The sequence below is a fragment of the Neisseria subflava genome (assembly GCF_003044645.1).
Classification (GTDB): domain Bacteria; phylum Pseudomonadota; class Gammaproteobacteria; order Burkholderiales; family Neisseriaceae; genus Neisseria; species Neisseria subflava_B.
Map to the genome: position 1 here is coordinate 302,285 of NZ_POXL01000002.1, position 25,528 is coordinate 327,812.

The window sequence follows — 25,528 nt, forward strand, 5'->3', positions numbered from 1 at the left end:
TGCCTGTCTGCCACCATATAACGCCTATCGTTTTCTTTTCAGACGGCCACAAGGCCGTCTGAATCCATCTTATTCAGGAGAAACCATATGAGCGACAACGTCCTGCTCCACTTGGGCGAAGAACCCCGTTTCGACCAAATCAAAACCGAAGACATCAAACCCGCCCTGCAAACCGCCATTGCCGAAGCGCGCGAACAAATCGCCGCCATCAAAGCGCAAACGCACACCGACTGGGCAAACACTGTCGAAAAACTGACCGACATTACCGAACGCATCGGCCGCATTTGGAGCGTGGTTTCCCATCTCAACTCCGTGGTCGACACGCCCGAATTGCGTGCCGTATACAACGAATTGATGCCAGAAATCACCATCTTCTTCACCGAAATCGGTCAAGACATCGAGTTGTACAACCGCTTCAAAATCATCAAAAATTCTGCCGAATTCGACACCCTTTCCCCGGCGCAGCAAACCAAGCTCAACCACGACTTGCGCGATTTCGTCCTCAGCGGTGCCGAATTGCCGCCCGAACAGCAGGCAGAACTGGCGCAACTGCAAACCGAAGGCGCGCAACTGGGTGCCAAATTCGCACAAAACATCCAAGACGCAACCGACGCTTTCGGCATTTACTTTGACGATGCAGCACCGCTTGCCGGCATTCCCGAAGACTCCATCGCCATGTTTGCCGCCGCCGCGCAAAGCGAAGGCAAAACAGGCTACAAAATCGGCCTGCAAATTCCGCACTACCTCGCCGTCATCCAATACGCCGACAACCGCGAACTGCGCGAACAAATCTACCGCGCCTACGTTACCCGCGCCAGCGAATTGTCCGACGACGGCAAATTCGACAATACGGCCAACATCGACCGCACCCTCGAAAACGCATTGAAAACCGCCAAACTGCTCGGCTTCAAAAACTACGCCGAGCTGTCGCTGGCAACCAAAATGGCGGATACGCCCGAACAGGTTTTAAACTTCCTGCACGACCTTGCCCGCCGCGCCAAACCGTTTGCCGAAAAAGACTTTGCCGAGATCAAGGCCTTTGCGCGCGAAAACCTGAATATCGAAGACCCTCAATCGTGGGATTTGAGCTACGCCGCCGAAAAACTGCGCCAAGCCAAATACGCCTTCAGCGAAGCCGAAGTGAAAAAATACTTCCCTATCAGCAAAGTCTTGGCAGGCCTGTTTGCCCAAATCAAAAAACTGTACGGCATCGAGCTGGCTGAAAAAACCGTCCCCGTTTGGCACAAAGACGTGCGCTATTTCGAGCTGAAACAAGACGGCCAAACCATCGGCAGCGTTTACATGGACTTGTACGCACGCGAAGGCAAACGCGGCGGCGCATGGATGGACGGCTACAAAAGCCGCCGCCGTTTCGCCGATGGGACGCTGCAACTGCCGACCGCCTACCTCGTCTGCAACTTCACCCCGCCTGTAGGCGACAAAGAAGCGCGTTTGAGCCACGACGAAATCATCACCCTCTTCCACGAAACCGGCCACGGCCTGCACCACTTGTTGACCCAAGTTGACGAAGTGGGCGTATCCGGCATCAACGGCGTCGAATGGGACGCGGTCGAGCTGCCCAGCCAATTCATGGAAAACTTCGTCTGGGAATACGACGTATTGGCGCAAATGTCCTCGCACGAAGAAACCGGCGCGGTATTGCCGAAAGAGCTGTTCGACAAAATGCACGCGGCTAAAAACTTCCAACGCGGTATGTTCCTCGTCCGCCAAATGGAATTTGCCATCTTCGACATGGAAATCTACCATCAGGAAGATGAAGGCCGTCTGAAAGAATGGCCGCAAATCTTGGACAAAGTGCGTCAAGAAGTCGCCGTAACCCAACCGCCGGCATACAACCGTTTTGCCTTGAGCTTCAGCCACATCTTCGCCGGCGGCTACTCCGCAGGCTATTACAGCTACGCATGGGCGGAAGTTTTGAGTGCAGACGCTTACGCCGCTTTTGAAGAAAGCGACGACGTTGCCGAAACCGGCCGCCGCTTCTGGAAAGAAATACTGGCCGTCGGCGGTTCGCGCAGTGCAGCCGAATCCTTCAAAGCCTTCCGCGACCGCGAACCAAGCCTGGATGCCCTGCTCCGCCACAGCGGTTTCGACAACGCAGCTTGATTTGAAAACCCGCCGTTTTAATTGCTGATTCAACGCTAAAGGCCGTCTGAAATGTTTCAGACGGCCTTTTTATAATCCATTCAATATGTTCAGCAAAACAAATATAAAAATATTCAGCCGATAAAACCACCCTGTGCGGAACGCCGCAACGGTTGCCAAGCTCAATATTTTCCCAATGCGGACAAGCCGCCCATAAAAACAGGGCATGTTCCCATGCCCTATCATTTGAATTTCAGACGGCCTTTCGGTTGTCAAAACTTATTAGGAACAATAAGTGCGTCCTATCCCTAACAAGATTTTCGAGAAAAATAGAAGTCCGCATTTCCAACCCCTATCTCCCCCAGCTCAACGCTAAAATTAGTTTTTGCCCTTTTTATCGTCGGCATCCAAGCGCATATTGATAAACTCCATCATCAAATCTTTTTTCGTCCAGAAAAAGGTTTTCATTTTTTCCAAAGAATAGATTTTCCGAATCATCGCCGGCAATCCTGCATGAACGATGGCGGCGACTTCTCCATTGGTTGTTTCGTTGTCCATGGCGGCTTTGAGGTTTAGATTGCGCGTATTCAGGTAGTTGCTAAGCTCTTTCCTGACGCTGTTGCTGATTTCGAATTGTTTCATGTTTTCCGTCCATAATGTTTTTATAATTAAATAGCATAGGATTCTAACAAGTTTTTTGCATCGTGCATATCTTAACTTGCATATTGTTGCGAAATTTACAATTTGGCTTTTGGGTAAATTTGTGCCTGCAACACATTGTTGCGGCGCACTAAATCGGATTGTTTTGACTATTTTGTTTTAGCTTAAGCAGTATTGCGGATAAAATAATGGTTTTAGGTTTTGAGGCCGTCTGAAATGTATTTGTGGTTTAAGCTACTGCATGTGTTTTTTGTAATTTCTTGGTTTGCGGGACTGTTTTATCTGCCGCGGATTTATGTGAATCTGGCACAATTGGAACCCGGCAGCGTGGAATATGTACGGCTGACGGATATGTCGCGCAGGCTGTACCGCTTTATGTCGCCTTTGGGCTGGGGAACGCTAATATTTGGCGCGGCCATCGGGTTTGTTAACAATTGGTGGAGCAACGGCTGGCTGGCGGTTAAATTATTGTGCGGCCTGCTGCTCTTGGCTTATCAGCTTTATTGCGGCCTGCTGCTGCGCCGTTTTCAAAACGGCAGCAATATGTATTCGCACCGCTGGTATCGGGTATTCAACGAACTCCCCGTATTGATGATGGTGGCCGCGCTTTATATGGTGGTTTTCAAGCCGTTTTAATCTTCAGACGGCCTGTTTGGTAAGTAAGGAAAGAATTCATGACGGTCGAAATCGAACGCCGCTTTTTGCTGGCGGATGACAGTTGGCGCGAAGCGGCAAGCGAGCCGCTGGTGTTGCAACAGGGCTATTTGAGCGTGGAAAAAGAGCGCACCATCCGCGTGCGGATTATCGGTTCGCAAGCCTGGCTGACCCTGAAAGGCTATATTTCCGACATGACGCGCAGCGAGTTTGAATACGAAATTCCGCTGGCTCACGCGCAAGCGATGATGGCGGACATGTGCCCGTTTAAAATGGAAAAATACCGCTACCGGGCCGAATTTGAAGGCTTTGTGTATGAAATCGACGAATATTTTGGCGACAATGCACCATTGATTGTGGCGGAAATCGAATTGCCGTCTGAAGATACTGAATTTCCCAAACCGTCTTGGCTGGGCAAGGAAATCACAGCAGACGGTAAATTCACCAATGCGTATCTGAGCAAACATCCGTATTCGTCTTGGACGGAATAAGGGCGACAACTGCACTGCACATACAAAAAAGGCATGTATCGCACATGCCTTTTTTCTTTTCAGACGGCCTGATTTGCCTTACCGATATTTGAATCGAGCTGCTTTCGGCATACCGTTTCAAATATTGGGCAAGCCCGTGTGCTTTATCCGTGTAACCTTACGCCGGACGGCAGGCAACCATATAGTTGACTTCGGTTGAGTCGCACAAGGAATAACGGCCGCTCAACAAATTGTAGGTCATGCCCTTGCTGCCGACGGTATCCAATCCGGCTTGGCGACACATGCGCGCGAGTTCTGCCGGCGTGATGAATTTTTTCCAGTCGTGCGTGCCTTTGGGGACGAATTTCAACAGATATTCTGCACCGACAATCAGATGCAGATAAGATTTGGGATTGCGGTTGATGGTGGAGAAAAACACCATGCCGTCTGGTTTGACCAGTTTCGCACAGGCTTGAACGATGGCGGCCGGATCGGGAACGTGTTCCATCATTTCCATACACGTTACCACGTCAAAGCTGTGCGGCTGCTCGGCGGCGAGGTCTTCGACGCGGATGCAGCGGTAATCGATATTGGCAACGTGTTGATCGGCCGCATGGGCAGCGGCAGTTTGCAGGGATTTTTCCGCCATATCGATGCCGGTCACGTGTTCTGCGCCACGTTTGGCCATACTTTCCGACAAAATACCGCCGCCACAGCCTACATCCAGCACGTGTTTGCCTGCCAATCCGGCATAGCCGTCGATATAGTCGAGGCGTAAGGGATTGATGTCATGCAGGGGCTTGAATTCGCCGTTTTTATCCCACCATTTGTCGGCGATTTGGCTGAACTTGGCGATTTCGCCGGCATCTACGTTGTCGTGTTGATTGCTCATGGTTTGCTCCTGCATAAAATAATTCGCCTGATTTTAGCCGATTGCGCTTCAAAATAAAATGTTTCAGGCGACCTTTGCCTGTTTATCGACCCTATTTCAACTTTCACCCGCCTATCCATAAAAAACGCACCTTGTGACAAGGTGCGTTTCAATCGGTGCGATTTAGAATTTAGCGCCGGATTCGTTGGCCATGTAGTCAACTGCGGCTTTCACTTCGTCGTCGCTTAAGCTGCCGTTGCCGCCTTTGGCAGGCATGGAATTAAAGCCTTCGAGGGCGTGTTTGTGCAAGGTGTCTTTGCCTTGTTTAATGCGAGGCGCCCAGTCTTCTTTTTTGCCTACGGCCGGAGCGCCGGGAATCAAGCCGCTGTGGCATGCTTTACAGTTCGCTTCAAAAACAGCTTTGCCGTCCACTTTGGCGGATTCGGCAGGCTTGGCTTCAGCGGCAGGCGCTTCGGCTTTCTCTTCGGGCTTGGCGGCCTCTTCAGGTTTGGCGGCTTCCTCTGCTTTGCTGGCAGCGGCTTCAACCTTATCAGCTGCTTCTTGAGCGGCGGATGCAGTCGCATCGGCAGCAGAAGCGGCTTCGGTTTTAACTTCAGATGCAACGGCTTGAGCAGCCTCTTGAGTCTCCTGTTTAGCCTCTTGGGAACAAGCTGTCAAACCAGCCATCATCATTACGGCAATCAGTAATTTGTTCATGTTCTGTCTTTCGTTAGTTTTAGTTTAAATCACTGTTTTATATAAACAGCTCAAAAATTCTAACACAGAAACTAATACTTTCGACCTACACTATAATAAATATTGGTATAAATCAGATTTTGTCACAAAAACTGAAAAACATATTGACACCACCTCTCTACTCGGATAGAAATTCACCCCATTTGTCATGAAGCGCAATAACTTTCATTTTATTGTTCAAACAGTTACTCATTTTATTTTCAAAGTTTCTTTTAGAATTCAACTTTTTACCGACTTCTCCATGAGTAGCATCAACCTGAAAGCCATCCCCGTCCCAACCAGGCCGTCTGAATCCCAATCAGGTTTCAGACGGCCTTTTTGAATCATGTTAATAAACATTTGCCGCTTGGCCATGCAAAAGACACCAGCAGGCTTACCTATTTGTGCAGTTATTCATATCCCGACTACAATTTAATCCATTGCCGCCATTAACCTTTTGCCATTGTTTCAGCTTCAGCCCACAATCCTCGCTTCTGCTCTGCCGTCAATTTCTTAATGCCGATTTCCCGTTTCAGCGCTTCACTTTTGCTCAGGCCGTCTGAAACGATGCGCATCTCGACAGGCTTGTTCAACCGCGTGTATTTCGCGCCTTTTCCTGACAAGTGCGCCGCAAATCGCTCTTGAGGACGGTTGCTGATGCCGCAATAAAACGCGCCGTTTTCGCACAAAATCAGATAAACGCTCCAATTTTCCGCGTTCATAAATCCCCTTCCTTAGCAAAACTCTCGGTAAAAATGCGCACGGCAACCTCGGTTTTGGCAGACTGCACACGATAAGGCGTTACCAAATAAAGGCTGACCGGCGGCAATGTCCATTCAGGCAAAACCGCTTTCAGACGGCCTTGTGCAATTTTCTCCCTCACTTCGCCGCCCACTTGTAAAGACAAACCAAATCCGCTTTCGGTCAGACTACACACAGCGGCAAGATGCGTACAGGCAATGCTGTCGGCGATGTCGAGGAAATAGCTTTCTTCACCGTTTTGCAAGGTCGTGCGGACAGGTAAAAAATGCAGCCAGCGGTGCGCATGAAGCTGAGGGGGATGGGTAATGGGCGGATGCCGGTCGAGATAATCGGGCGCGGCGCAAATGGTGTACGGCCAAGTCACAAGATGGCGCGCAACCAAGTTGGGATCGTCCAAAGCCCGGTCGCCGCCGCGTATGGCGATGTCAGTCTGATTGTGTTGCAGGTCGTCCAAAGTATCGCTGAAATTGAGGACGGGGCGGATTTTAGGGAACTCGGTTTGCAATCGCGAAAAGGCCATCTGAAAAGCGCGGGATTCGATGACCGTAGACGTCAGGGAAATGCGCAATTCGCCGACGGGCTCGGTCTTCAGATTGTCGATAACGGTACGCGTATCGGCAAGGGTGGCGGCGAGACGGCGGCAGTATTCGCCCAAGGCTCGGCCGGCATCGGTAGGCGCAAGGCTGCGCGTACTGCGGTTTAACAGCTTGATGCCGTGCAGGGTTTCGAGGCGATTGATGTGCTGGCTGACAGCAGACGGGGTCATGCCCAGCGCGGCAGCGGCGGCATTCATGCTGCCATGTTCGAGGACGGCAGCGAAAACAAGCAGGGGTTTGATGTCTTGCATTTAGAAATAATTGTTTAGTTTAACTTCACAATAATAACAGTAAATCAGGGATTATCAAGCATTTCAGACGGCCTTACAATGCACTCATCTAATCAATCACATCCCCACAAGGAGTTAAATATGAAAATCGCAGTTATCGGTGCAACAGGTTATGTCGGCAACGCAGTCGTTCAAGAATTGGCAGGCCGCGGTCATGAAGTGACTGCTTTCGCCCGCAACACAGACAAAGTGTTCCAAGCGCAAAATGTTGCCGCCGTCTCCGCAGATGTCAACGCAGCAGATTTTGCCGACAAACTGGCCGGTTTTGATGCCGTAGTCAGCGCGTTCAACCCGGGCTGGACCAATCCCAACATCGGCGCGGATTTCACACGCGGCGCAAACAGCATCGTCGAAGCGGCAAAAGCAGCGCAAGTGCCTTATTTATTGGTCGTTGGCGGCGCAGGCAGCCTGTATGTGGCACCCGGTTTGCAAGTTATCGATACGCCCGACTTCCCGAAAGAAATTTTCGACGGCGCCAATGCCGCACGCCATCTCTTGGCAGAACTCCTGCCGCGCCGCGACGTAAACTGGTCTTTCGTTTCCCCTCCGGCACGACTGGGTGCAGACGGCGGTTTCAGCGAAGACAAAACCGGCAAATACCGCTTGGGCAAAGACGATTTGCTGATGGACGGTGAAATTCCGGCAGGCATCAGCGTGGCCGATTTGGCAGTCGCCATCGCCGACGATGTGGAAAACAAAGCGCATTTGTTTGAACGTTTTACCGTCGCCGCTGTTTAATCATCTTAATTTAAAGGCCGTCTGAAACCCAAAGTTTCAGACGGCCTTTTCATATTCGGATCGATAGAAATAAATATTTAATTACAATTTTGCTATAGCAAACATAACTAACTTCCGATATTTCAAGGCTTCCAACCTCGTCAGTCCCACCTGCGCGGAAATGACGGCAATAGGTATTGCGTATCGAAAATAAAGTAATTGGGCTATATAAAACAAAAACCACCGTTTCCACCCACCTCAAACGGCAGGCGGTTTTAATTCAATTTGATTTTTCGAGCCCCCACCAATTTCGTTATCTATAAAATCATTGAATTGTTGACGGAACTCCATTGGTCGAGCGATATAAGGAATCGGAGCATGACTGCCGCCCGTCCCTCTGACCACTACGGAGCCATAATTGAAAATCCTGCCCCAAAAACCTTGATTTACCGAAATACTTTCGATACGGTTGATATTTATCTCAATTGTTTGCCGGCGGATAAAGCCAAACTTAGCGATAACCCTTTTGTTAGTTAAAGCAAGCTCGGTTGTCATTACATTCAATACCGCGAACACTATAAATACGATACCGATTACCCACATCAACAGCAGGATACCGAAAAAAATCCTCCAGAATTGGGAAAACCACGATACTTGCGCTTTATAAACAATACGTTCACCTCGCCCTAAAGAGCTTTCAATATAACTTGCCATTTAACGTTCTCCACATTTAGATATTTTCCAAAAATACGGATTATAATCCGTGGATAAATAAGCGTCAAAATTGGATATTTTGAGATTTGTGAAGACAAATCTCATGAGTAAAATCAGTGTTTTGATAGGTATAAAAATCCGAGAAATCCGCAAACAGTCTAATATCAACCAAGAAAGCTTAGCCTTACTTGCCGATATAGACAGAAGCTATATGGGTAGAATAGAAAGGGGGGAGGTCAACATAACGGTTGATAAACTATATCAACTGTCTTCTGCTTTAAACTGCTCCGTACACGACTTACTGCCGGATGATTTGGAAATTAAAAATACTTGAACCGTTCAAGTAGTACGCCCACATTGCCAATCTGCTAAAAAGGTCGTCTGAAACCCCAAAACCCAAAGTTTCAGACGGCCTTTTGCTATAATACGCACATTAAATTTACCTATACGCGAGTTCTCATGTCCGCAACCCAACCCACCATCGCCGCCATCGCCACCGCTCCCGGACGCGGCGGCGTCGGTGTGATCCGTCTTTCCGGCAAAAACCTGCTGCCTTTGGCGCAAACCCTCAGCGGCGGCAAAACGCCCAAACCGCGCACCGCGCTTTACACCGACTTTCTCGGCGGCGACGGACAGCCGATAGACAACGGCATCCTGCTCTACTTCGCCGCGCCAGCCAGCTTTACCGGTGAAGATGTGATTGAGTTGCAGGGACACGGTGGCCCCGTCGTAATGGACATGTTGCTCTCGCGCTGCCTCGAACTGGGTGCGCGCATGGCGGAGCCGGGCGAATTTACCAAACGCGCCTTCCTCAACAACAAGCTCGACCTTGCCCAAGCCGAAAGTGTCGCCGACCTCATCGACGCCTCCAGCAAGTCCGCCGCACGTATGGCGTTGCGTTCGCTCAAAGGCGCGTTTTCCCAACACATACACGAGCTTGTGGACGACCTTATTACCTTGCGGATGTTGGTCGAAGCTACGCTGGACTTCCCTGAAGAAGACATCGACTTTCTCGAAGCCGCCGACGCGCGCGGCAAGCTCCAAGCCCTGCAAGGCCGTCTGAAAACCGTGCTTGCCAGTGCGGAACAAGGCGCGATTTTGCGCGAAGGCATGAACGTCGTCCTCGTCGGTGCGCCCAACGTCGGCAAATCCAGTCTGCTCAACGCCTTGGCTGGCGACGACATCGCCATCGTAACCGACATCGCCGGCACCACCCGCGACACCGTGCGCGAACAAATCACCCTCGACGGCGTACCCGTTCACATCATCGACACTGCCGGCCTGCGTGAAACCGACGACGTGGTCGAACAAATCGGTATCGAGCGCAGCCGCAAAGCCGTCTCCGAAGCCGATATCGCCCTGATTCTGATTGACCCGCGCGAAGGCGTGAACGCCAAAACCCAAGCCATTTTGAACAGCCTGCCCGAAGGTTTGAAAAAAATCGAAATCCACAACAAAGCCGACCTGACCGGCGAACCTGTCGCCGTCCGTTCAGACGGCCTCACGCAAACCGGCGCGGAAAGTGTCATCAGCCTATCTGCCAAAACCGGCGCGGGTCTCGACTTGCTCAAACACGCGCTGTTGCAGGAAGTCGGCTGGCAGGGCGAAAGCGAAAGCCTGTTCCTCGCCCGTAGCCGCCACCTCAACGCCCTGCACGAAGCCGAAGCCGAGCTGGAAAACGCCGCACTCTGCAACAACAACCAAATCGAGCTTTTCGCCGAACACCTGCGCCTCGCCCAAAACGCGTGCAGCGAAATCACCGGTGAATTTACCGCCGACGATTTGCTGGGCGTGATTTTCTCGCGCTTCTGTATCGGCAAATAAAACGGTTTACCATCAAATAAAAAGGCCGTCTGAATGTTCAGACGGCCTTTTTTATCACCAAAACAAGCTTAATTTCACTTGCGTTTATTTATTGGCAGCTTCTGCCATATTTTTTGCGATATTGGTCGCACCCACTGTCAAACCGGACATGCCGATCAGAGAAGCCGCGGCCAATTTGATTAATGTTTTCATTCTGACTCTTTTCTGTGTATTAATTTGAGGAAGCGTTGTGTGTTTTTATTTGTCGGCATCAGCCATATTGTGGGCAATATTGGTTGCACCGACGGTCAGGCCGGACATGCCGATTAAAGAGGCTGCAGCCAGTTTGATTAAAGTTTTCATTGTTTGTCTCACTTTCTTGTCTGTCGGCCGAAAAACGGCCTAAGTTGCGTTTTCTAAGGTATTGTAATTGATTCGTTTATAATTGAATTATTTGTGTATGGCCGTTTCGATATTATGGGAGATGCCGATGGCAGAAGCCGATATTCCGGACATACCGATTAAAGAAGCGGCAGCAAGCGTTATTAAATTTCCCATTTTAAGTAGTCCTTTTTCATAGAAACAAAATGTTATTTAACAACATACACATTTTTTCATCGGCATCTGCGCTACCGACAGGGCGAATCATACCGTTTTAAATGTAAACTAATACAGTTTAATCGTAAATATATAGCTCAAAAATCAAACATACTAATATTTTTTGTTAATTTTCATTATTTTTTGAAAATGACACCGATGTCTTACCAAATGACACCGATGTCTTGATTACATACGCACTACAAACGTGTTTCATTCCCCCCATAAAATCCCACTTTTTTGTTGCAAAATTGCACTCTAAATAAAATACATTTTAGAATTCAATATCTTATAAATTTATATTTTTTACAACAAAAATATTCAATTAGTCAAAACCAATACCCTTGATAGCTTCTTTTAAAAGAAAACCCACGTTACCCGCACACATCCGACCATAAAATGCGCTGCAAATATATGATATAGTGAAACATTCCGCGTATTGACTATTTCCAGCATGAACACCACCCTAATCCTGACCGGCGCGGCCGCATTTTTTATCGGCGCGCTGTTTGCTTGGCTGATAACACGCTACCAAGCCCAAAGCCGACACTTTACCGTTTTACAAGAATTGGCCGAAGCCCGCCGCCTGCATGAGTTTGCCGAGCAGGTGCAGGCTCAGACTGCGGCAGACTTGGCGCAAAGCCGCCATACCGTGCAGGAATTGCAAGACGAATTGCAGGAGACGGGCAACCGCTTTGCCGCAGCCGAAAAACAAATTGCCTATCTGCAAGATTGCGAGGCCGAAGCCGAAGCTTTAAAACACGAATGTGCAAAATGGCAGCAAAGCGCGCAAAACCTGCAAATCAACAACGAACGCCTAAACACGCAGCTGGTTCAAGAGCAGGCCTTGAGCGCGGATAAAAATACGCTTTTGCAACAACAGGAAGCGGAAAAAGGCCGTCTGAAACAAGAATACGACACACTTTTGGAGCAAAACCACGCGCTGCAAGTCCAAAACGAACGCCTCTCCACACAACTGGCGCAAGAAAAAGCCAATATCGACGACAAAAACAGCCTTTTACAGCAACAGGAAGCCGAAAAAGGCCGTCTGAAACAAGAATACGCCGCCCTTTTGGAGCAAAACCACGCGCTGCAAGTCCAAAACGAGCGCCTCAACACCCAATCGGAAAAAGACCGTCAGGCTGCCGAAGAAAAATTGGCTCTATTGGCAGATGCGCGTAAAAACCTGAGCGACCAGTTTCAAAACCTCGCCAACACTATTCTGGAAGAGAAAAGCCGCCGCTTTACCGAGCAAAACCACGACCATCTCCAGCAACTGCTCAATCCGCTCAACGAACGCATACACGGCTTCAGCGAGCTGGTTCAGCAAACTTATGAAAAAGAAGCCAAAGAACGCCTGACCATCGAAAACGAGCTCAAACGCCTGCAAACCCTCAACACCCAGCTCCACCACGATGCCAAAGCGCTGACCACCGCGCTGATCGGCACGCAAAACAAAATCCAAGGCAACTGGGGCGAGATGATTTTGGAAAGCGTATTGGAAAATTCCGGCCTGCAAAAAGGTCGCGAATACATCGTCCAAGCTTCCAGCGTCCGCCACGAAACAGACGGCACCCAGCGCCGCCTCCAGCCCGACGTCCTCATCAATCTGCCCGACAACAAACAAATCGTCATCGACTCCAAAGTATCGCTGACTGCCTACGTCCGCTATACGCAAAGCACCGGCGCAGAAGCAGAGCGCGAGCTTGCCAACCACGTCGCCAGTATCCGCGCCCACATCAAAAGCTTGGCAGCAAAAGATTACACCGACCTTGAAGGCGTCAAAACGTTGGACTTCGTCTTTATGTTCGTCCCTGTCGAACCGGCCTACCTCCTCGCCCTGCAACATGATCCAAACCTCTTCCAAGAGTGTTTCGACAAACGCATCATGCTGACCGGCCCCAGCACCCTGCTTGCCACCCTGCGCACCGTTGCCAACATCTGGCGCAACGAGCAGCAAAACCAAAACGCGCTGGCGATTGCCGAAGCAGGCAGCAAACTTTATGACAAATTTGTCGGCTTTGTCGAAAGCATGGACGGCATCAATAAAGCGCTCGGTCAGGCTCAATCCCAGTTTCAGACGGCCTACAGCCGCTTGGTTTCCGGCAGGGGCAACCTCATCAGCAGCACTGAAAAACTGCGCAAATTGGGCATCAAAGCCGGCAAACAGCTGCAACGCGATTTATTAAAAAAAGCCATGTTGGAAAACGAAGACCACGCCGCCTTACCGACCGCACAAGCCCAAGAAAATGACTGATAAAATTTAAGGCATTGCAAATAAAGGAATTTAACCAATGAGCAACATCACCATCGTCCTTGCCGCCGATACCGGCTATGCCGAGCAGGTTCATACACTGATGAAGTCCGTCTGTACCCACAACAAAAATGTCAATTTCTACCTTATGCACAATACCTTCAGGCGGGAATGGATCAACTATACCAACCAAAAGCTCGCAGCCAGCGGCAGCCGTCTGAATGATGTCAAAATCGAGATGGACTTCAGCCAATATCGCCGCCTACCCCATATTTCGGATGCCGCATTTTTTCGTCTGATGATGCAGCACCTGCCTGTCGACCGCGCCCTGTATCTCGACAGCGATATGGTGGTTACCCAATCCCTGCACGATTTATTCAACCTCGATATGCGCGGCTATCCCGTCGCCGCCGTACAAGATTCCTATCTCGCCCGTACCGATTGGAACCATCCGACCGGACTGCACACCACACCCTATTTCAATTCTGGTATGTTGTTGGTCGACCTGGCGCAATGGCGGGAACAGAATATCGCGGCGCAACTGCTGCAAACTGCTACCACCATTGACAAATCCGTTCCCTACGGCGACCAATGCTTTCTAAACACCGTATTTCAAAAAAATTGGCTGCAATTGGAAGAATCTTGGAATTTCCAAACCGGCGCAGTCCAATATTTCCAAAAACGAAATCTCAGCGAAGTATTCCCCAAACCTGACACCGTCCCGCCCGTTATCCACTACACCACACGCGCCAAACCGTGGTTGTGCGATTACGGCAAGATTCCTTTTGAAGAAATCTATTGGCAATACTATTGCGCCGACTGGCCGGAAGCGTAGTCCCAGACAGGGAATACCCTTCCCTTGCCTCAATTGACCTTAAAACAACCCATCATCAAAAACAAAAGGCCGTCTGAAATCGTTTCAGACGGCCTTTAAGCCATAAAAAAACAGGCAGAACATTCTGCCTGTTTTTTTGTTCAAAACTAACCATAGAGTGAGCATACCACCTTCAATCAGCGTTATCGTTATCCGATTAGATACCGCGCAACAATTCATTCACGCTGGTTTTCGCACGGGTTTGCGCATCCACGCGTTTGACGATAACTGCGCAGTAGAGGCTGTGGCTGCCGTCTTTGGAAGGCATGCTGCCGGATACGACAACAGAGCCAGCCGGTACGCGGCCTTGATAGATTTCGCCGGTAGTACGGTCAAAGATTTTGGTGGATTGACCGATGAACACGCCCATAGAAATCACGCTGCCTTCTTCGACAATCACGCCCTCAACGATTTCAGAACGCGCACCGATGAAGCAGTTGTCTTCAATAATGGTCGGGCTGGCTTGCAGAGGCTCGAGTACGCCGCCGATGCCGACGCCGCCGCTCAAGTGCACGTTTTTACCGATTTGCGCGCAAGAGCCGACAGTCGCCCAAGTATCGACCATCGCACCTTCGTCAACGTATGCGCCGATATTGACATAAGAAGGCATCAACACGACATTTTTCGCCACAAAGCTGCCGCGGCGGGCAACCGCACCCGGAACTGCGCGGAAACCTGCGCTGCGGAATTCGTCTTCAGACCAATCGGCAAATTTAGTCGGCACTTTGTCGAAGTATTTGTTCACACCGTCGTTGAGGATTTCATTGTCCTGAATGCGGAAAGACAGCAATACGGCTTTTTTCGCCCATTCGTTGACTTTCCATTCGCCCACGCCCAAACGTTCGGCAACGCGCAGCTTGCCAGAGTCGAGTTGATGAATGGTTTCCAAAACCGCTTCACGCACTTCCGGAGTAACGGTATTCGGATTGATTTCGGCACGGTTTTCAAAAGCCGTTTCAATGATGTTTTGCAAAGACATGTTGATTCCTTCAAGAGATCAGGGCCGTCTGAAACCTATTCAGGCCGCCCTATTACAAATATTTAACTTATTATTTTGCCATGTAAAAGCGATTTCGTCAGCTATTAACATGATGAGCGCCGCGCGTTACACGGCCGGATTTCGGCTAAGCCAAGATTTTCAGACGGCCTGTTCGAGTGAATGGAATGGCATTTATTTTCCAATCGGTTTCTCAGTCGCAATATGCAAACTGTCGATTCTGCCGACACGCCGTGCCGATAAATCAATCTTTGCCGCCAATCTTTTGCAGCAGATTTTCAGCCACCACGCCGCATTCGATATTCCGCTTTAACGGTTTCGCATTCAAATCCTTCAAGGCCGTCTGAAAGTCGGCGAAATCTATCAACTGCGAACCGAAACGGCGCATATGTTCGGTATCCTGCTGACAGTCTATCAGCGCAACGCCCAAATCCGCCAAAAACGGTACGGCGCGGGCAAACGCAATCTTGGACGCATCGGGACGCAAGGCAAACATCGACTCGCCATAAAACACGCAGCCGATTTGCACGCCGTAAAACCCGCCTACCAACTGCATTTCGCCTTGCTCATCCGGCAGCCAGCATTCAAACGAATGCGCATGCCCCTGATGGTGCAGCTTCAAATAGGCCGTCTGAAACGCAGGTTCTATCCACGTTCCGTCCTGTTCCGGACGCGGCACATTGGCGCAATGGGCAATCACTTTTTCAAAACAGCGGTTGACCGTTACCCGATACGGCTTGTGACGCAAAGTTTTGGCGAGCGAACGGCCTATATGCAGGCTTTCCGGCACAATCACGGCTCGCGGCGCAACCGCATACCAGAAAAACCAACCGTCGCGGCTAAACCACGGAAAAATCCCCTGCCCATACGCCGACAACAGCCGCCCCGTATCCAAATCGCCGCTGACGCCGACCAAGCCGTCGCATTCGGCCAAAGCGTAAGACGGGTCGGGGAAACGATAATCCCGTGGTGCAAGAAAAGGAATCTTCATCGCAAAGCCCATAAAGTTTCAGACGGCCTCAGGCTGAAAATGCCCAAGGCCGTCTGAAAAATCAACATACAAACTGCTTAACGTTTGGTTTTGGTTTGGCATTCGCCGCATACGCCGTACATATACAGCGCGTGATCGACGATGCGGTAGCCGTTTTCTTCGGCAATTTTGTCTTGCAGCGCTTCGATTTCCGGATTGTGGAATTCGGTTACTTCGCCGCATTTCACGCAAACGATGTGGTCGTGGTGATCGCCTTTGTCCAATTCGTAAACCGCTTTGCCGGTTTCAAAGTGGTGGCGTTGCAAAATGCCGGCCTGTTCAAACTGGGTCAACACACGGTAAATCGTAGCCACGCCGATTTCCACGCCCTCTTCCAACAGGATACGGTACACATCTTCCGCACTCAAATGCTCCTCGGCATGAGTCTCGAACAAGTCCAAAATTTTCAAACGTGGACCCGTAACTTTCAAACCGCTGTCTTTCAATTGCGCAATGTTGCTGAATTTTTCCATAATATTCAATATCCCTGTAAGGTAATAACCGTTATAATACGCACTTTCCGCCCGTTTGCCCACTATTGGGCCGTTAAAGGGCGGCAATCTGCCGCCGGTCTTGCAATTGGAAATCGGCGAAAAGAAAAATTAAGAAGATGATTATCGTTTGCTTTTTAAAAATATTCAAGCGATGATAAACATCTTTCCCGAAATGACACAGAAAGGTAAGCCCGTGAATAAAGCCTTATGCCTTGCCATCGCCGCTATTTTAGGTCTGGCCTCATGCAGTGCCGAGCGCGTATCCAACTTTCCATCCTACAAACTCAAAATCATTCAAGGTAACGAGCTCAATCCCCGCGCCGTGGTTTCCCTGCGCCAAGGTATGACCCGCGACCAAGTCCAACTGCTGCTCGGTACGCCGCTCCTGCGCGACGCCTTCCACGCCGACCGCTGGGATTACACTTTCAACACCAGCCGCAATGGCATCATCAAAGAACAAAGCAACCTGACCCTGTACTTTGAAAACGACGTCCTCGCACGCGCTGAAGGCGATGCCATTCAAAAATCCATCGAAGCGGTTCAAGCCGGACAAAACGTCGTTTCGACTACCGAAACCAAGCCGCAATAAGGAAACCCCATGAGCGCATTGAAAATCGCCATTGCCGGCGTCAACGGCCGCATGGGTCGCGTTTTGATTGAAGCAGTCAACAACCATCCCGATGCCGTCCTCTCCGGCGCACTCGAGCATTCCGGTTCGGAAGTATTGGGTTTGGATGCAGGCTTTGCCTCCGGCCTCAAAACCGGCGTTACTATTTCAGACGACGTGGATGCCGTACTGGCTCAAAGCGATGTCCTCATCGACTTTACCCGTCCCGAGCCAACCCTGAAACACCTGCAAAAATGCGTGGAAAAAGGCGTCAACATCATCATCGGCACGACCGGTTTTGATGATGCAGGCAAAGCCGCCATCCAAGCCGCAGGCGAAAAAATAGGCGTTGTCTTCGCCGCCAACTTCAGCGTCGGTGTCAACCTGACCTTCCATATCCTCGACACCGTCGCCCGCGTGTTAAACGAAGGCTACGACATCGAAATCATCGAAGGCCACCACCGCCACAAAGTCGATGCCCCAAGCGGCACCGCGTTGCGCATGGGTGAAGTCATTGCCGACGCACTCGGCCGCGACCTCAAAGAATGCGCCGTTTACGGCCGCGAAGGCCACACCGGCCCGCGCGATCCATCCACCATCGGTTTTGCCACCGTCCGCGCAGGCGACATCGTCGGCGACCACACCGCCCTCTTCGCCACCGACGGCGAGCGCGTGGAAATCACCCACAAGGCCAGCAGCCGCATGACCTTTGCCGCCGGTGCCGTACGCGCCGCAGTTTGGGCAAACGGCAAAAAAGGCCTGTACGATATGCAAGACGTACTGGGTTTGAAAAACCGATAAACCCGCATCATCAGGTTTCATACCTTACAAGGCCGTCTGAAAGCACAACGTCGATTTTCAGACGGCCTTATTAAAAAGAAAGCCCCACCATGTCCTATCAACAAATCACCATCAACGTCAACGATGCCGTCGCCGAACGCCTTGCCGACGCGCTGATGGAACACGGCGCATTGTCCGCCGCCATTGAAGATGCCTACGCCGGTACAGAAAACGAGCAGGCCATTTTCGGCGAACCGGGCATGCCGACCGAGCAGATCTGGCAACAAAGCAAAGTCATCGCCCTTTTCGGCGAAAGCGACGACGCCGCTTCCATTATCGAAGCCGCCGCGCAGGAATGCGGTTTGAACGATTTGAAATACACCGGCGAAATCCTTGAAGATCAAGACTGGGTACGCCTGACCCAAGCGCAATTCGACCCGATTCAAATTTCCGACCGCCTGTGGATTACCCCGTCTTGGCACGAAGCACCCAACGGCGACGCCGTCAACCTGCAACTCGACCCTGGCCTTGCCTTCGGCACAGGCAGCCATCCAACCACCCGCCTCTGCCTCAAATGGCTCGACACGCAGCTTAAAGGCGGCGAAAGCGTGTTGGACTACGGCTGCGGCTCAGGCATTTTGGCCATTGCCGCCCTCAAACTCGGCGCAGGCTCCGCCATCGGTGTAGATATTGATGAACAAGCCATCCGCGCCAGCAAAGACAATGCCGCGCAAAACAACGTCGACGCGCAGTTCTACCTGCCGGACGGCCTGCCGCAAGGCCAATTTGATGTCGTTGTCGCCAACATTCTGGCCAACCCGCTGCGTATGCTCGGCGAAATGCTTGCCGCACGCACCAAACAAGGCGGCCGCATTGTCTTGTCCGGTCTTTTGGACGAACAAGTCGAAGAACTCAGCGGCATTTACAACCAATGGTTCGACATCGAGCCTGCCGAAATCGAAGAAGGCTGGGCGCGATTGAGCGGCGTCAAACGCTAAACCTGTTTTCCGATACAAAGGCCGTCTGAAATTTAATCTTTCAGACGGCCTTTTTGCACTTAAAACGCTGAATATTCCAGCAAAATCAGGTATAATTACCTATTATTTTGACCTTTCGGAACACATCCGCCGCGCCCGTTTGACATTTCATTGCGCGCACGGAAAAATTCCTTGAAATTCAGCAAGAAAAGACCATGACTGACCAAAAACATGAAGAATACGGCGCCGACAGCATACAAGTGCTGGAAGGCTTGGAAGCGGTACGCAAACGCCCCGGTATGTATATCGGCGACACGCAGGACGGCAGCGGCCTGCACCACATGGTGTTCGAGGTGCTCGACAACGCCATTGACGAAGCGCTCGCCGGACATTGCGACAAAATCACCGTAACCATCCATGCCGACAATTCCGTCAGCGTGGCCGACAACGGCCGCGGCATGCCGACCGGCATCCACCCTAAAGAAGGCCGCTCCGCCGCCGAAGTCATCATGACCGTCTTGCACGCAGGCGGCAAATTCGACAACAACAGCTACAAAATCTCCGGCGGCCTGCACGGCGTGGGCGTGTCCGTCGTCAACGCGCTGTCCGACTGGGTAACGCTGACCATCTACCGCGACGGCAAAGAACACTTTGTCCGCTTCGTGCGCGGCGAAACCGAAGAGCCGTTGCGAGTAGTCGGTGATTCCGACAAAAAAGGCACGACCGTGCGCTTCCTCGCCAGCGCGGAAACCTTCGGCAACGTCGAATACAGCTTCGACATCCTCGCCAAACGCATCCGCGAACTTTCCTTCCTGAACAACGGCGTGGACATCGAATTGATTGACGAGCGCGACGGCAAACACGAAAGCTTCGCCCTTTCCGGTGGCGTGGCTGGCTTCGTGCAATACATGAACCGAAAAAAAACGCCGTTGCACGAAAAAATCTTCTACGCGTTCGGCGAAAAAGACGGCATGAGCGTCGAATGCGCGATGCAATGGAACGACAGCTACCAAGAAAGCGTGCAATGTTTCACCAACAACATTCCGCAACGCGACGGCGGCACCCATCTGACCGCGCTGCGCCAAGTGATGACCCGCACCATCAACAACTATATCGAAGCCAACGAAGTGGCTAAAAAAGCCAAAGTGGAAACCGCCGGCGACGATATGCGTGAAGGCCTGACCTGCGTTTTGTCCGTCAAACTGCCCGACCCGAAATTCTCATCGCAAACCAAAGACAAACTGGTTTCCAGCGAAATCGGCCCCGTTGTCAACGAAGTCATCAACCAAGCCTTGACCGACTTCCTTGAAGAAAACCCGACCGAAGCCAAAATCATCACCAGCAAAATCGTCGATGCCGCGCGCGCTCGCGAAGCCGCCCGCAAAGCACGCGAAATTACCCGCCGCAAAGGCGTGATGGACGGTTTGGGCCTACCGGGCAAACTGGCCGACTGCCAAGAAAAAGACCCTGCCCTGTCCGAACTCTACCTCGTCGAGGGTGACTCCGCGGGCGGTTCCGCCATGCAGGGCCGCGACCGCAAATTCCAAGCGATTTTGCCGCTCAAAGGTAAGATTTTGAACGTCGAAAAAGCACGTTTTGAAAAAATGCTGGCCAGCCAAGAAGTCGCCACGCTGATTACCGCTCTAGGCGCAGGCATCGGCAAAGAAGAATTCAATGCCGAAAAACTGCGCTACCATCGCATCATCATCATGACCGATGCCGACGTGGACGGCGCGCACATCCGCACCCTGCTCCTGACCTTCTTCTACCGCCAAATGCCCGAGCTGGTCGAACGCGGCTACATCTACATCGCCCAGCCGCCTTTGTACAAAGCCAAATACGGCAAACAAGAGCGCTATCTCAAAGACGAATTGGAAAAAGACCAATGGCTGCTCGGTTTGGCCTTGGAAAAAGCCAAAATTGTTTCAGACGGCCGCACCATCGAAGGCGAAGAGCTTGCCAATACCGCCAAACAATTCCTGTTGGCCAAAACGGTTATCGAGCAAGAAAGCCGCATCATTGACGAACTCGTTCTGCACGCCATGCTGCACGCTTCGCCGGTCGATCTTAGCACGGCAGAAAGCGCAGACCGCGCCGTTGCCGAATTGAGTGGCCTCTTGGACGAAAAAGAAGTCGCGCTCGAACGTATCGAAGGCCACGAAGGACACCAGTTCATCAAAATCACACGCAAGCTGCACGGCAATGTGATGGTGAGCTACCTCGAGCCTAAGTTCCTCAACAGCAAAGCCTACCAAACCCTTACCCAAACCGCCGCCGCACTCAAAGGCATGGTCGGCAAAGGGGCGAAGCTCTACAAAGGAGACAACGAATACGACATCGACAGCTTTGAAGCCGCTTTGGACATCTTGATGAGCGTTGCCCAAAAAGGCATGTCCATCCAACGATACAAAGGCTTGGGCGAGATGAACCCGGAACAACTTTGGGAAACCACGATGGATCCTACCGTCCGCCGCCTCCTGAAAGTCCGCATCGAAGACGCCATCGCCGCCGACGAAGTGTTCGTTACTCTGATGGGCGACGAAGTCGAACCGCGCCGTGCCTTCATCGAAAACAACGCCCTGCTGGCACAAAACATCGACGCCTAAGCATGGAAAGATAAAAGGCCGTCTGAAAAAACGATTTTCAGACGGCCTTTTTGTTTTTTGTTTTATTTCTTATAACTCAAATTCCAACCACTTCGCGCGTTTACTTTAATAATTTATTTTAATTCGAGTATTTTGGAGCGTTCCAACTGATTCAGATTCGGGACAATCCCAAATAACCAGTTTGAAACGCTCCAATCCGCTTCCGATTTATTCCGCTTTCCCCAAAATCATCGCATCGCCATAGCTGAAAAAGCGGTATTCCTGTTCCACCGCATGGCGGTAAACACTGCGGATATGCTCCATGCCCGAAAACGCGCTGACAAGCATCAGCAAGGTTGATTTGGGCAGGTGGAAATTGGTAATCAATCGGTCGGCAACATTGAAGCGGTAGCCCGGCGTAATGAAAATATCGGTATCGCCGCGACCGGCTTTCAGACGGCCTGTCTCGCGTGCAGCGGATTCCAAGGCGCGCATGGAGGTTGTACCCACTGCCCACACCTTATTGCCGCGCGCTTTGGCGGCTTCAACAGCGGCAACGGTTTCTGCAGGTACATCAAACCACTCACTGTGCATTTTGTGTTCTTCAATTTTATCGACGCGCACCGGTTGGAATGTGCCGGCACCGACGTGCAGGGTCACTTCCGCGGTTTCTACGCCTTTGGCTTTCAGACGGCCCAACAACTCATCGGTAAAGTGCAAACCCGCTGTCGGCGCGGCCACTGCGCCTTGATATTTGGCGTACACGGTCTGATAGCGGCTGTCGTCTTCATCATCGGCCGCGCGTTCGATATAAGGCGGCAAGGGCAGATGGCCGTTTTGCTCTAAAAGTTCGTAAACGGTTTGCCCGCCTTCAAATTTCAGGCAAAACAATTCTTCCGCACGCTCTATCATGACGGCACGGATATCGCCTTCAAAAATCAATTCTGTACCCGGTTTCGGCGATTTGGACGAGCGGATATGCGCCAATGCGGTATGCGCGTCCAATACCCGCTCAATCAAGGCTTCGATTTTGCCGCCGCTGGCTTTTTGGCCGAACAGGCGCGCCTTCATCACTTTGGTATTGTTAAACACCAGCACATCGCCCGGTGCGACATAATCGGGTAAATCGCCGAAATGTTTGTCTTCAATCGGCAATGTAGGCAAGGCAACCAGAAGCCTGCTGCTGCCGCGCACTTCCGGAGGATGCTGGGCAATCAGTTTTTCGGGCAATTCAAAATCAAAATCGGAAATATCCATTGTCGTGCATACTTTAAAAAAACAGGCGCCATTATACGCGCAAAGTTGGTTTTCAGACGGCATGTTTTGTCGAAAAACCAATAAATTAGAATAAACGCTCTTGGGGAAATCACTTTTTAACGAAAATCAGCGTTCCTTTCTTTTTTCGCCGAAAAACGCCTTTTTTCTATCTTTTACTGGACATTTACCGACAAGTTCGGGAAAATAACTAGATTCATTTCTCAGGCTCCGCCCTGTTCCGACATTATTTAAACGCCGGATGGCAAACCTGCCTTCCGACGTCTCAGGAAATCATCTAAAACCACAGCGGCGCATACCCAATATGCACTTTATGCCGCGCTAAAAAGGAAAAGCAATGGATTTGCGTAAATTGAAAAAACTGATTGATTTGGTCGAAGAATCAGGCATTGCAGAAATTGAAGTTACCGAAGGCGAAGAAAAAGTCCGCATTACGCGTACCACTGCCGCCGCAGCTCCTATTTATGCTGCTCCGGCACCTGCCGCAGCCGCTCCGGTTGCCGCCCCTGCCGCTGCTCCGGCCGCAGCCGCTCCGGCCGCCGCCGCTGCCGCTCGCGATTTGACCAACGCGCAAAAATCACCTATGGTCGGTACTTTCTATCGCGCTCCCGGCCCGAACGCCGCTGCTTTCGTTGAAGTAGGTAAACAAGTAAAAGCCGGCGATACTTTGTGCATCATCGAAGCCATGAAGCTGATGAACGAAATCGAAGCCGAGAAATCCGGTGTCGTTAAAGAAATTCTGGTTGAAAACGGTACTCCGGTCGAATACGGCGAGCCGCTCTTCATCATTGAATAATCCGTTTTTTCAGACGGCCTTTATCTTTAAGGCCGTCTGAAATTCCTTTTTCTGTTCATTAAGGACAAACCATGCGTCTGATTTTGGCTATTTTCTTGCCATGGCTGCAGTTTTTCACCATCGGCCGTCCGTTTGCAGGCATCATCTGTCTGATTCTGCAATGTACACTGGTTGGCTGGATACCGGCAGCCATGTGGTCGGTCTACGCCTTGAGCCAATACAAAACCGACCAAAAAATCCGCAACGCATTAGGCGGCCGACAATAGGCCGTCTGAACCATCCGGAAAGATTATCATGCTGAAAAAAGTATTGATCGCCAACCGGGGCGAAATCGCCCTGCGCGTCCTGCGTGCCTGCCGTGAAATGGGCATCGCCACCGTCGCCGTCCATTCCGAAGCCGACAAAGACAGCCTGCACGTCAAACTCGCCGACGAATCCGTGTGCATTGGCCCTGCCGCATCCGCACAAAGCTACCTCAACATTCCCGCCCTCATCGCAGCTGCCGAAGTAACCGAAGCCGACGGCATCCACCCGGGCTACGGCTTCCTCGCCGAAAACGCCAATTTTGCCGAACAAGTCGAACAATCCGGCTTTGTCTTCATCGGCCCTAAAGCCGACACCATCCGTCTGATGGGCGACAAAGTATCCGCCAAACACGCCATGATCGAAGCCGGCGTGCCTTGCGTTCCCGGCTCTGACGGCGCATTGCCGGACGACGGCGAAGAAATCCTCAAAATCGCCGATAAAGTCGGTTATCCCGTCATTATCAAAGCCTCCGGCGGCGGCGGCGGCCGCGGTATGCGCGTCGTCGAGAAAAAAGAAGACCTCCTCCAGTCTGTCGAAATGACCAAAGCCGAAGCAGGCGCGGCATTCGGCAACCCGATGGTTTACATGGAACGCTACCTGCAACGTCCGCGCCACGTCGAAATCCAAGTGATTGCCGACGAACACGGCAACGCCATCTACCTCGCCGAGCGCGACTGCTCCATGCAGCGCCGCCACCAAAAAGTCATCGAGGAAGCACCGGCTCCATTCATCACTGAAGAAGAACGTGCCAAAATCGGCAAAGCCTGTGCCGACGCTTGCAAACGCATCGGTTATCGCGGCGCAGGTACGTTTGAATTCCTGTACGAAGACGGCGAATTCTTCTTTATCGAGATGAACACACGCGTTCAGGTTGAGCATCCGGTTACCGAGCTCATCACCGGCGTGGACATCGTCCAAGAGCAATTGCGCATCGCATCCGGCCTGCCTTTGCAATACAAACAGGAAGACATCCAAGTTGAAGGCCATGCGTTTGAGTGCCGTATCAACGCCGAAGACCCGTACAACTTCATTCCAAGCCCGGGCCTGATTGAAAGCTGCCACCTGCCCGGCGGCTTCGGCGTCCGCATTGACAGCCATATTTATCAAGGCTACCGCATCCCTCCTTACTACGACAGTCTGATCGGCAAAATCTGTGTCGTCGGTAAAGACCGCGACCAAGCCATGGCCAAAATGCGCGTTGCCCTCGATGAGCTGGCAATTACCGGCATCAAAACCAATACGCCGCTGCACCGTGACTTATTCAGCGATCCGGGTTTCCAAAAAGGTGGTGTCAGCATCCACTACTTGGAACACTGGCTGGAAGAACGCAAAGCCAAACAGGCTAAATAATCCCTTGTTTTGACTAAAAATCAGGCCGTCTGAAACGCAAAATAAAGTTTCAGACGGCCTTTTTTATAACACTATCATTTATAAAAACAAACAATATTAGATTATTAATTAATAATATTTATTCTAAATCGGTTTCATAGTTCCAATAGTTAAAACCTTTCTGTATAGTTTGATTCATAGCTTAACGCAAACTATATTTAAATATCGATATTGAAAATTTATTATATTTTA

The 25,528-nt window shown here is 51.1% G+C and carries 25 protein-coding genes; 15 read left to right on the forward strand and 10 right to left on the reverse strand.

Annotation, left to right across the window (positions count from 1 at the left end; all coding sequences use genetic code 11):
* Positions 1 to 87 precede the first annotated feature (87 nt).
* Positions 88 to 2,124: a M3 family metallopeptidase gene (locus DBY97_RS03330; protein ID WP_107857411.1), complete on the forward strand. Its 2,037-nt coding sequence runs from the start codon at positions 88 to 90 to the stop codon at positions 2,122 to 2,124.
* Positions 2,125 to 2,481: 357 nt separating this feature from the next.
* Here DBY97_RS03330 and DBY97_RS03335 read toward each other — a convergent pair whose 3' ends face one another.
* Entirely contained in the window at positions 2,482 to 2,745 is a 264-nt protein-coding gene (locus DBY97_RS03335) for a hypothetical protein (protein WP_107857412.1), read from the reverse strand.
* A 234-nt stretch (positions 2,746 to 2,979) separates the two neighbouring features.
* Between DBY97_RS03335 and DBY97_RS03340 the strand changes: the two genes are divergently transcribed.
* Both DBY97_RS03340 and DBY97_RS03345 read left to right on the forward strand, forming a co-directional pair.
* Entirely contained in the window at positions 2,980 to 3,399 is a 420-nt protein-coding gene (locus DBY97_RS03340; RefSeq protein ID WP_107857413.1) for a CopD family protein, read from the forward strand.
* Positions 3,400 to 3,437: 38 nt separating this feature from the next.
* Positions 3,438 to 3,908 carry a CYTH domain-containing protein gene (locus DBY97_RS03345; protein WP_107857414.1) on the forward strand — a complete coding sequence of 157 codons (471 nt, stop codon included), beginning with the start codon at positions 3,438 to 3,440 and terminating at the stop codon, positions 3,906 to 3,908.
* Positions 3,909 to 4,065: 157 nt separating this feature from the next.
* Here DBY97_RS03345 and ubiG read toward each other — a convergent pair whose 3' ends face one another.
* The 4 genes from ubiG to DBY97_RS03365 all read right to left on the reverse strand — a co-directional run bounded on the left by ubiG (position 4,066) and on the right by DBY97_RS03365 (position 7,102).
* Complete coding sequence (gene ubiG / locus DBY97_RS03350; RefSeq protein WP_199900731.1) at positions 4,066 to 4,779, reverse strand: bifunctional 2-polyprenyl-6-hydroxyphenol methylase/3-demethylubiquinol 3-O-methyltransferase UbiG; 714 nt, start codon at positions 4,777 to 4,779, stop codon at positions 4,066 to 4,068.
* A 162-nt stretch (positions 4,780 to 4,941) separates the two neighbouring features.
* The gene (locus tag DBY97_RS03355; RefSeq protein ID WP_070649437.1) at positions 4,942 to 5,475 is read right to left on the reverse strand and encodes a c-type cytochrome; all 534 of its coding nucleotides are present in this window, start codon (positions 5,473 to 5,475) and stop codon (positions 4,942 to 4,944) included.
* 467 nt (positions 5,476 to 5,942) lie between these two features.
* Positions 5,943 to 6,215 carry a GIY-YIG nuclease family protein gene (locus tag DBY97_RS03360; protein ID WP_107857416.1) on the reverse strand — a complete coding sequence of 91 codons (273 nt, stop codon included), beginning with the start codon at positions 6,213 to 6,215 and terminating at the stop codon, positions 5,943 to 5,945.
* Positions 6,212 to 7,102 (reverse strand): LysR family transcriptional regulator, encoded by an 891-nt coding sequence (locus DBY97_RS03365; RefSeq protein WP_107857417.1) that lies wholly within the window; start codon positions 7,100 to 7,102, stop codon positions 6,212 to 6,214. The genes DBY97_RS03360 and DBY97_RS03365 overlap by 4 nt, the downstream gene beginning before the upstream one ends.
* Positions 7,103 to 7,222: 120 nt before the next feature.
* On the opposite strand from DBY97_RS03365, the gene DBY97_RS03370 reads away from it, so the two are divergent.
* Positions 7,223 to 7,879: an NAD(P)-dependent oxidoreductase gene (locus tag DBY97_RS03370; RefSeq protein ID WP_107857418.1), complete on the forward strand. Its 657-nt coding sequence runs from the start codon at positions 7,223 to 7,225 to the stop codon at positions 7,877 to 7,879.
* Between the two features lie 237 nt (positions 7,880 to 8,116).
* Here DBY97_RS03370 and DBY97_RS03375 read toward each other — a convergent pair whose 3' ends face one another.
* Positions 8,117 to 8,572 carry a PH domain-containing protein gene (locus DBY97_RS03375; RefSeq protein WP_049344311.1) on the reverse strand — a complete coding sequence of 152 codons (456 nt, stop codon included), beginning with the start codon at positions 8,570 to 8,572 and terminating at the stop codon, positions 8,117 to 8,119.
* Positions 8,573 to 8,675: 103 nt separating this feature from the next.
* Here DBY97_RS03375 and DBY97_RS03380 point away from each other — a divergent pair, with 103 nt between their 5' ends.
* The 4 genes from DBY97_RS03380 to DBY97_RS03395 all read left to right on the forward strand — a co-directional run bounded on the left by DBY97_RS03380 (position 8,676) and on the right by DBY97_RS03395 (position 14,061).
* Positions 8,676 to 8,906 carry a helix-turn-helix domain-containing protein gene (locus DBY97_RS03380; RefSeq protein WP_049344313.1) on the forward strand — a complete coding sequence of 77 codons (231 nt, stop codon included), beginning with the start codon at positions 8,676 to 8,678 and terminating at the stop codon, positions 8,904 to 8,906.
* 125 nt (positions 8,907 to 9,031) lie between these two features.
* Entirely contained in the window at positions 9,032 to 10,396 is a 1,365-nt protein-coding gene (mnmE, locus tag DBY97_RS03385; RefSeq protein ID WP_107857419.1) for a tRNA uridine-5-carboxymethylaminomethyl(34) synthesis GTPase MnmE, read from the forward strand.
* Positions 10,397 to 11,426: 1,030 nt separating this feature from the next.
* On the forward strand, positions 11,427 to 13,229 hold the full coding sequence (gene rmuC, locus DBY97_RS03390) for a DNA recombination protein RmuC (protein WP_107857420.1): 1,803 nt from the start codon (positions 11,427 to 11,429) through the stop codon (positions 13,227 to 13,229).
* A gap of 37 nt (positions 13,230 to 13,266) precedes the next feature.
* Positions 13,267 to 14,061, forward strand: coding sequence for a glycosyltransferase family 8 protein (locus DBY97_RS03395; RefSeq protein WP_107857421.1), 795 nt, complete (start codon positions 13,267 to 13,269; stop codon positions 14,059 to 14,061).
* A 196-nt stretch (positions 14,062 to 14,257) separates the two neighbouring features.
* On the opposite strand, the gene dapD is transcribed toward DBY97_RS03395, so the two are convergent.
* From dapD to fur, 3 genes are all read right to left on the reverse strand, one after another.
* A complete protein-coding gene (dapD, locus tag DBY97_RS03400) occupies positions 14,258 to 15,079 on the reverse strand; it encodes a 2,3,4,5-tetrahydropyridine-2,6-dicarboxylate N-succinyltransferase (RefSeq protein ID WP_004520923.1) in 822 nt (273 codons plus the stop codon).
* A gap of 262 nt (positions 15,080 to 15,341) precedes the next feature.
* The gene (aat, locus tag DBY97_RS03405; RefSeq protein ID WP_107857472.1) at positions 15,342 to 16,088 is read right to left on the reverse strand and encodes a leucyl/phenylalanyl-tRNA--protein transferase; all 747 of its coding nucleotides are present in this window, start codon (positions 16,086 to 16,088) and stop codon (positions 15,342 to 15,344) included.
* 77 nt (positions 16,089 to 16,165) lie between these two features.
* On the reverse strand, positions 16,166 to 16,663 hold the full coding sequence (gene fur, locus DBY97_RS03410) for a ferric iron uptake transcriptional regulator (RefSeq protein ID WP_003682812.1): 498 nt from the start codon (positions 16,661 to 16,663) through the stop codon (positions 16,166 to 16,168).
* Positions 16,664 to 16,814: 151 nt separating this feature from the next.
* Between fur and DBY97_RS03415 the strand changes: the two genes are divergently transcribed.
* The 4 genes from DBY97_RS03415 to gyrB all read left to right on the forward strand — a co-directional run bounded on the left by DBY97_RS03415 (position 16,815) and on the right by gyrB (position 21,591).
* Positions 16,815 to 17,210 (forward strand): outer membrane protein assembly factor BamE, encoded by a 396-nt coding sequence (locus DBY97_RS03415; protein WP_107857473.1) that lies wholly within the window; start codon positions 16,815 to 16,817, stop codon positions 17,208 to 17,210.
* Between the two features lie 9 nt (positions 17,211 to 17,219).
* Entirely contained in the window at positions 17,220 to 18,029 is an 810-nt protein-coding gene (dapB, locus tag DBY97_RS03420; RefSeq protein ID WP_107857422.1) for a 4-hydroxy-tetrahydrodipicolinate reductase, read from the forward strand.
* An 89-nt stretch (positions 18,030 to 18,118) separates the two neighbouring features.
* The gene (gene prmA / locus DBY97_RS03425; RefSeq protein WP_049328929.1) at positions 18,119 to 19,006 is read left to right on the forward strand and encodes a 50S ribosomal protein L11 methyltransferase; all 888 of its coding nucleotides are present in this window, start codon (positions 18,119 to 18,121) and stop codon (positions 19,004 to 19,006) included.
* A 194-nt stretch (positions 19,007 to 19,200) separates the two neighbouring features.
* A complete protein-coding gene (gyrB, locus tag DBY97_RS03430; protein WP_101756186.1) occupies positions 19,201 to 21,591 on the forward strand; it encodes a DNA topoisomerase (ATP-hydrolyzing) subunit B in 2,391 nt (796 codons plus the stop codon).
* Between the two features lie 207 nt (positions 21,592 to 21,798).
* Here gyrB and queA read toward each other — a convergent pair whose 3' ends face one another.
* Positions 21,799 to 22,827 (reverse strand): tRNA preQ1(34) S-adenosylmethionine ribosyltransferase-isomerase QueA, encoded by a 1,029-nt coding sequence (gene queA, locus DBY97_RS03435; protein ID WP_107857423.1) that lies wholly within the window; start codon positions 22,825 to 22,827, stop codon positions 21,799 to 21,801.
* Between the two features lie 355 nt (positions 22,828 to 23,182).
* Here queA and accB point away from each other — a divergent pair, with 355 nt between their 5' ends.
* The 3 genes from accB to accC all read left to right on the forward strand — a co-directional run bounded on the left by accB (position 23,183) and on the right by accC (position 25,297).
* A complete protein-coding gene (gene accB / locus DBY97_RS03440) occupies positions 23,183 to 23,641 on the forward strand; it encodes an acetyl-CoA carboxylase biotin carboxyl carrier protein (RefSeq protein ID WP_107857424.1) in 459 nt (152 codons plus the stop codon).
* Positions 23,642 to 23,712: 71 nt separating this feature from the next.
* Positions 23,713 to 23,907: a YqaE/Pmp3 family membrane protein gene (locus DBY97_RS03445; RefSeq protein WP_039862547.1), complete on the forward strand. Its 195-nt coding sequence runs from the start codon at positions 23,713 to 23,715 to the stop codon at positions 23,905 to 23,907.
* Positions 23,908 to 23,935: 28 nt separating this feature from the next.
* Positions 23,936 to 25,297, forward strand: a complete 1,362-nt coding sequence (gene accC, locus DBY97_RS03450) for an acetyl-CoA carboxylase biotin carboxylase subunit (protein WP_107857425.1) — start codon at positions 23,936 to 23,938, stop codon at positions 25,295 to 25,297.
* Positions 25,298 to 25,528: the final 231 nt, after the last annotated feature.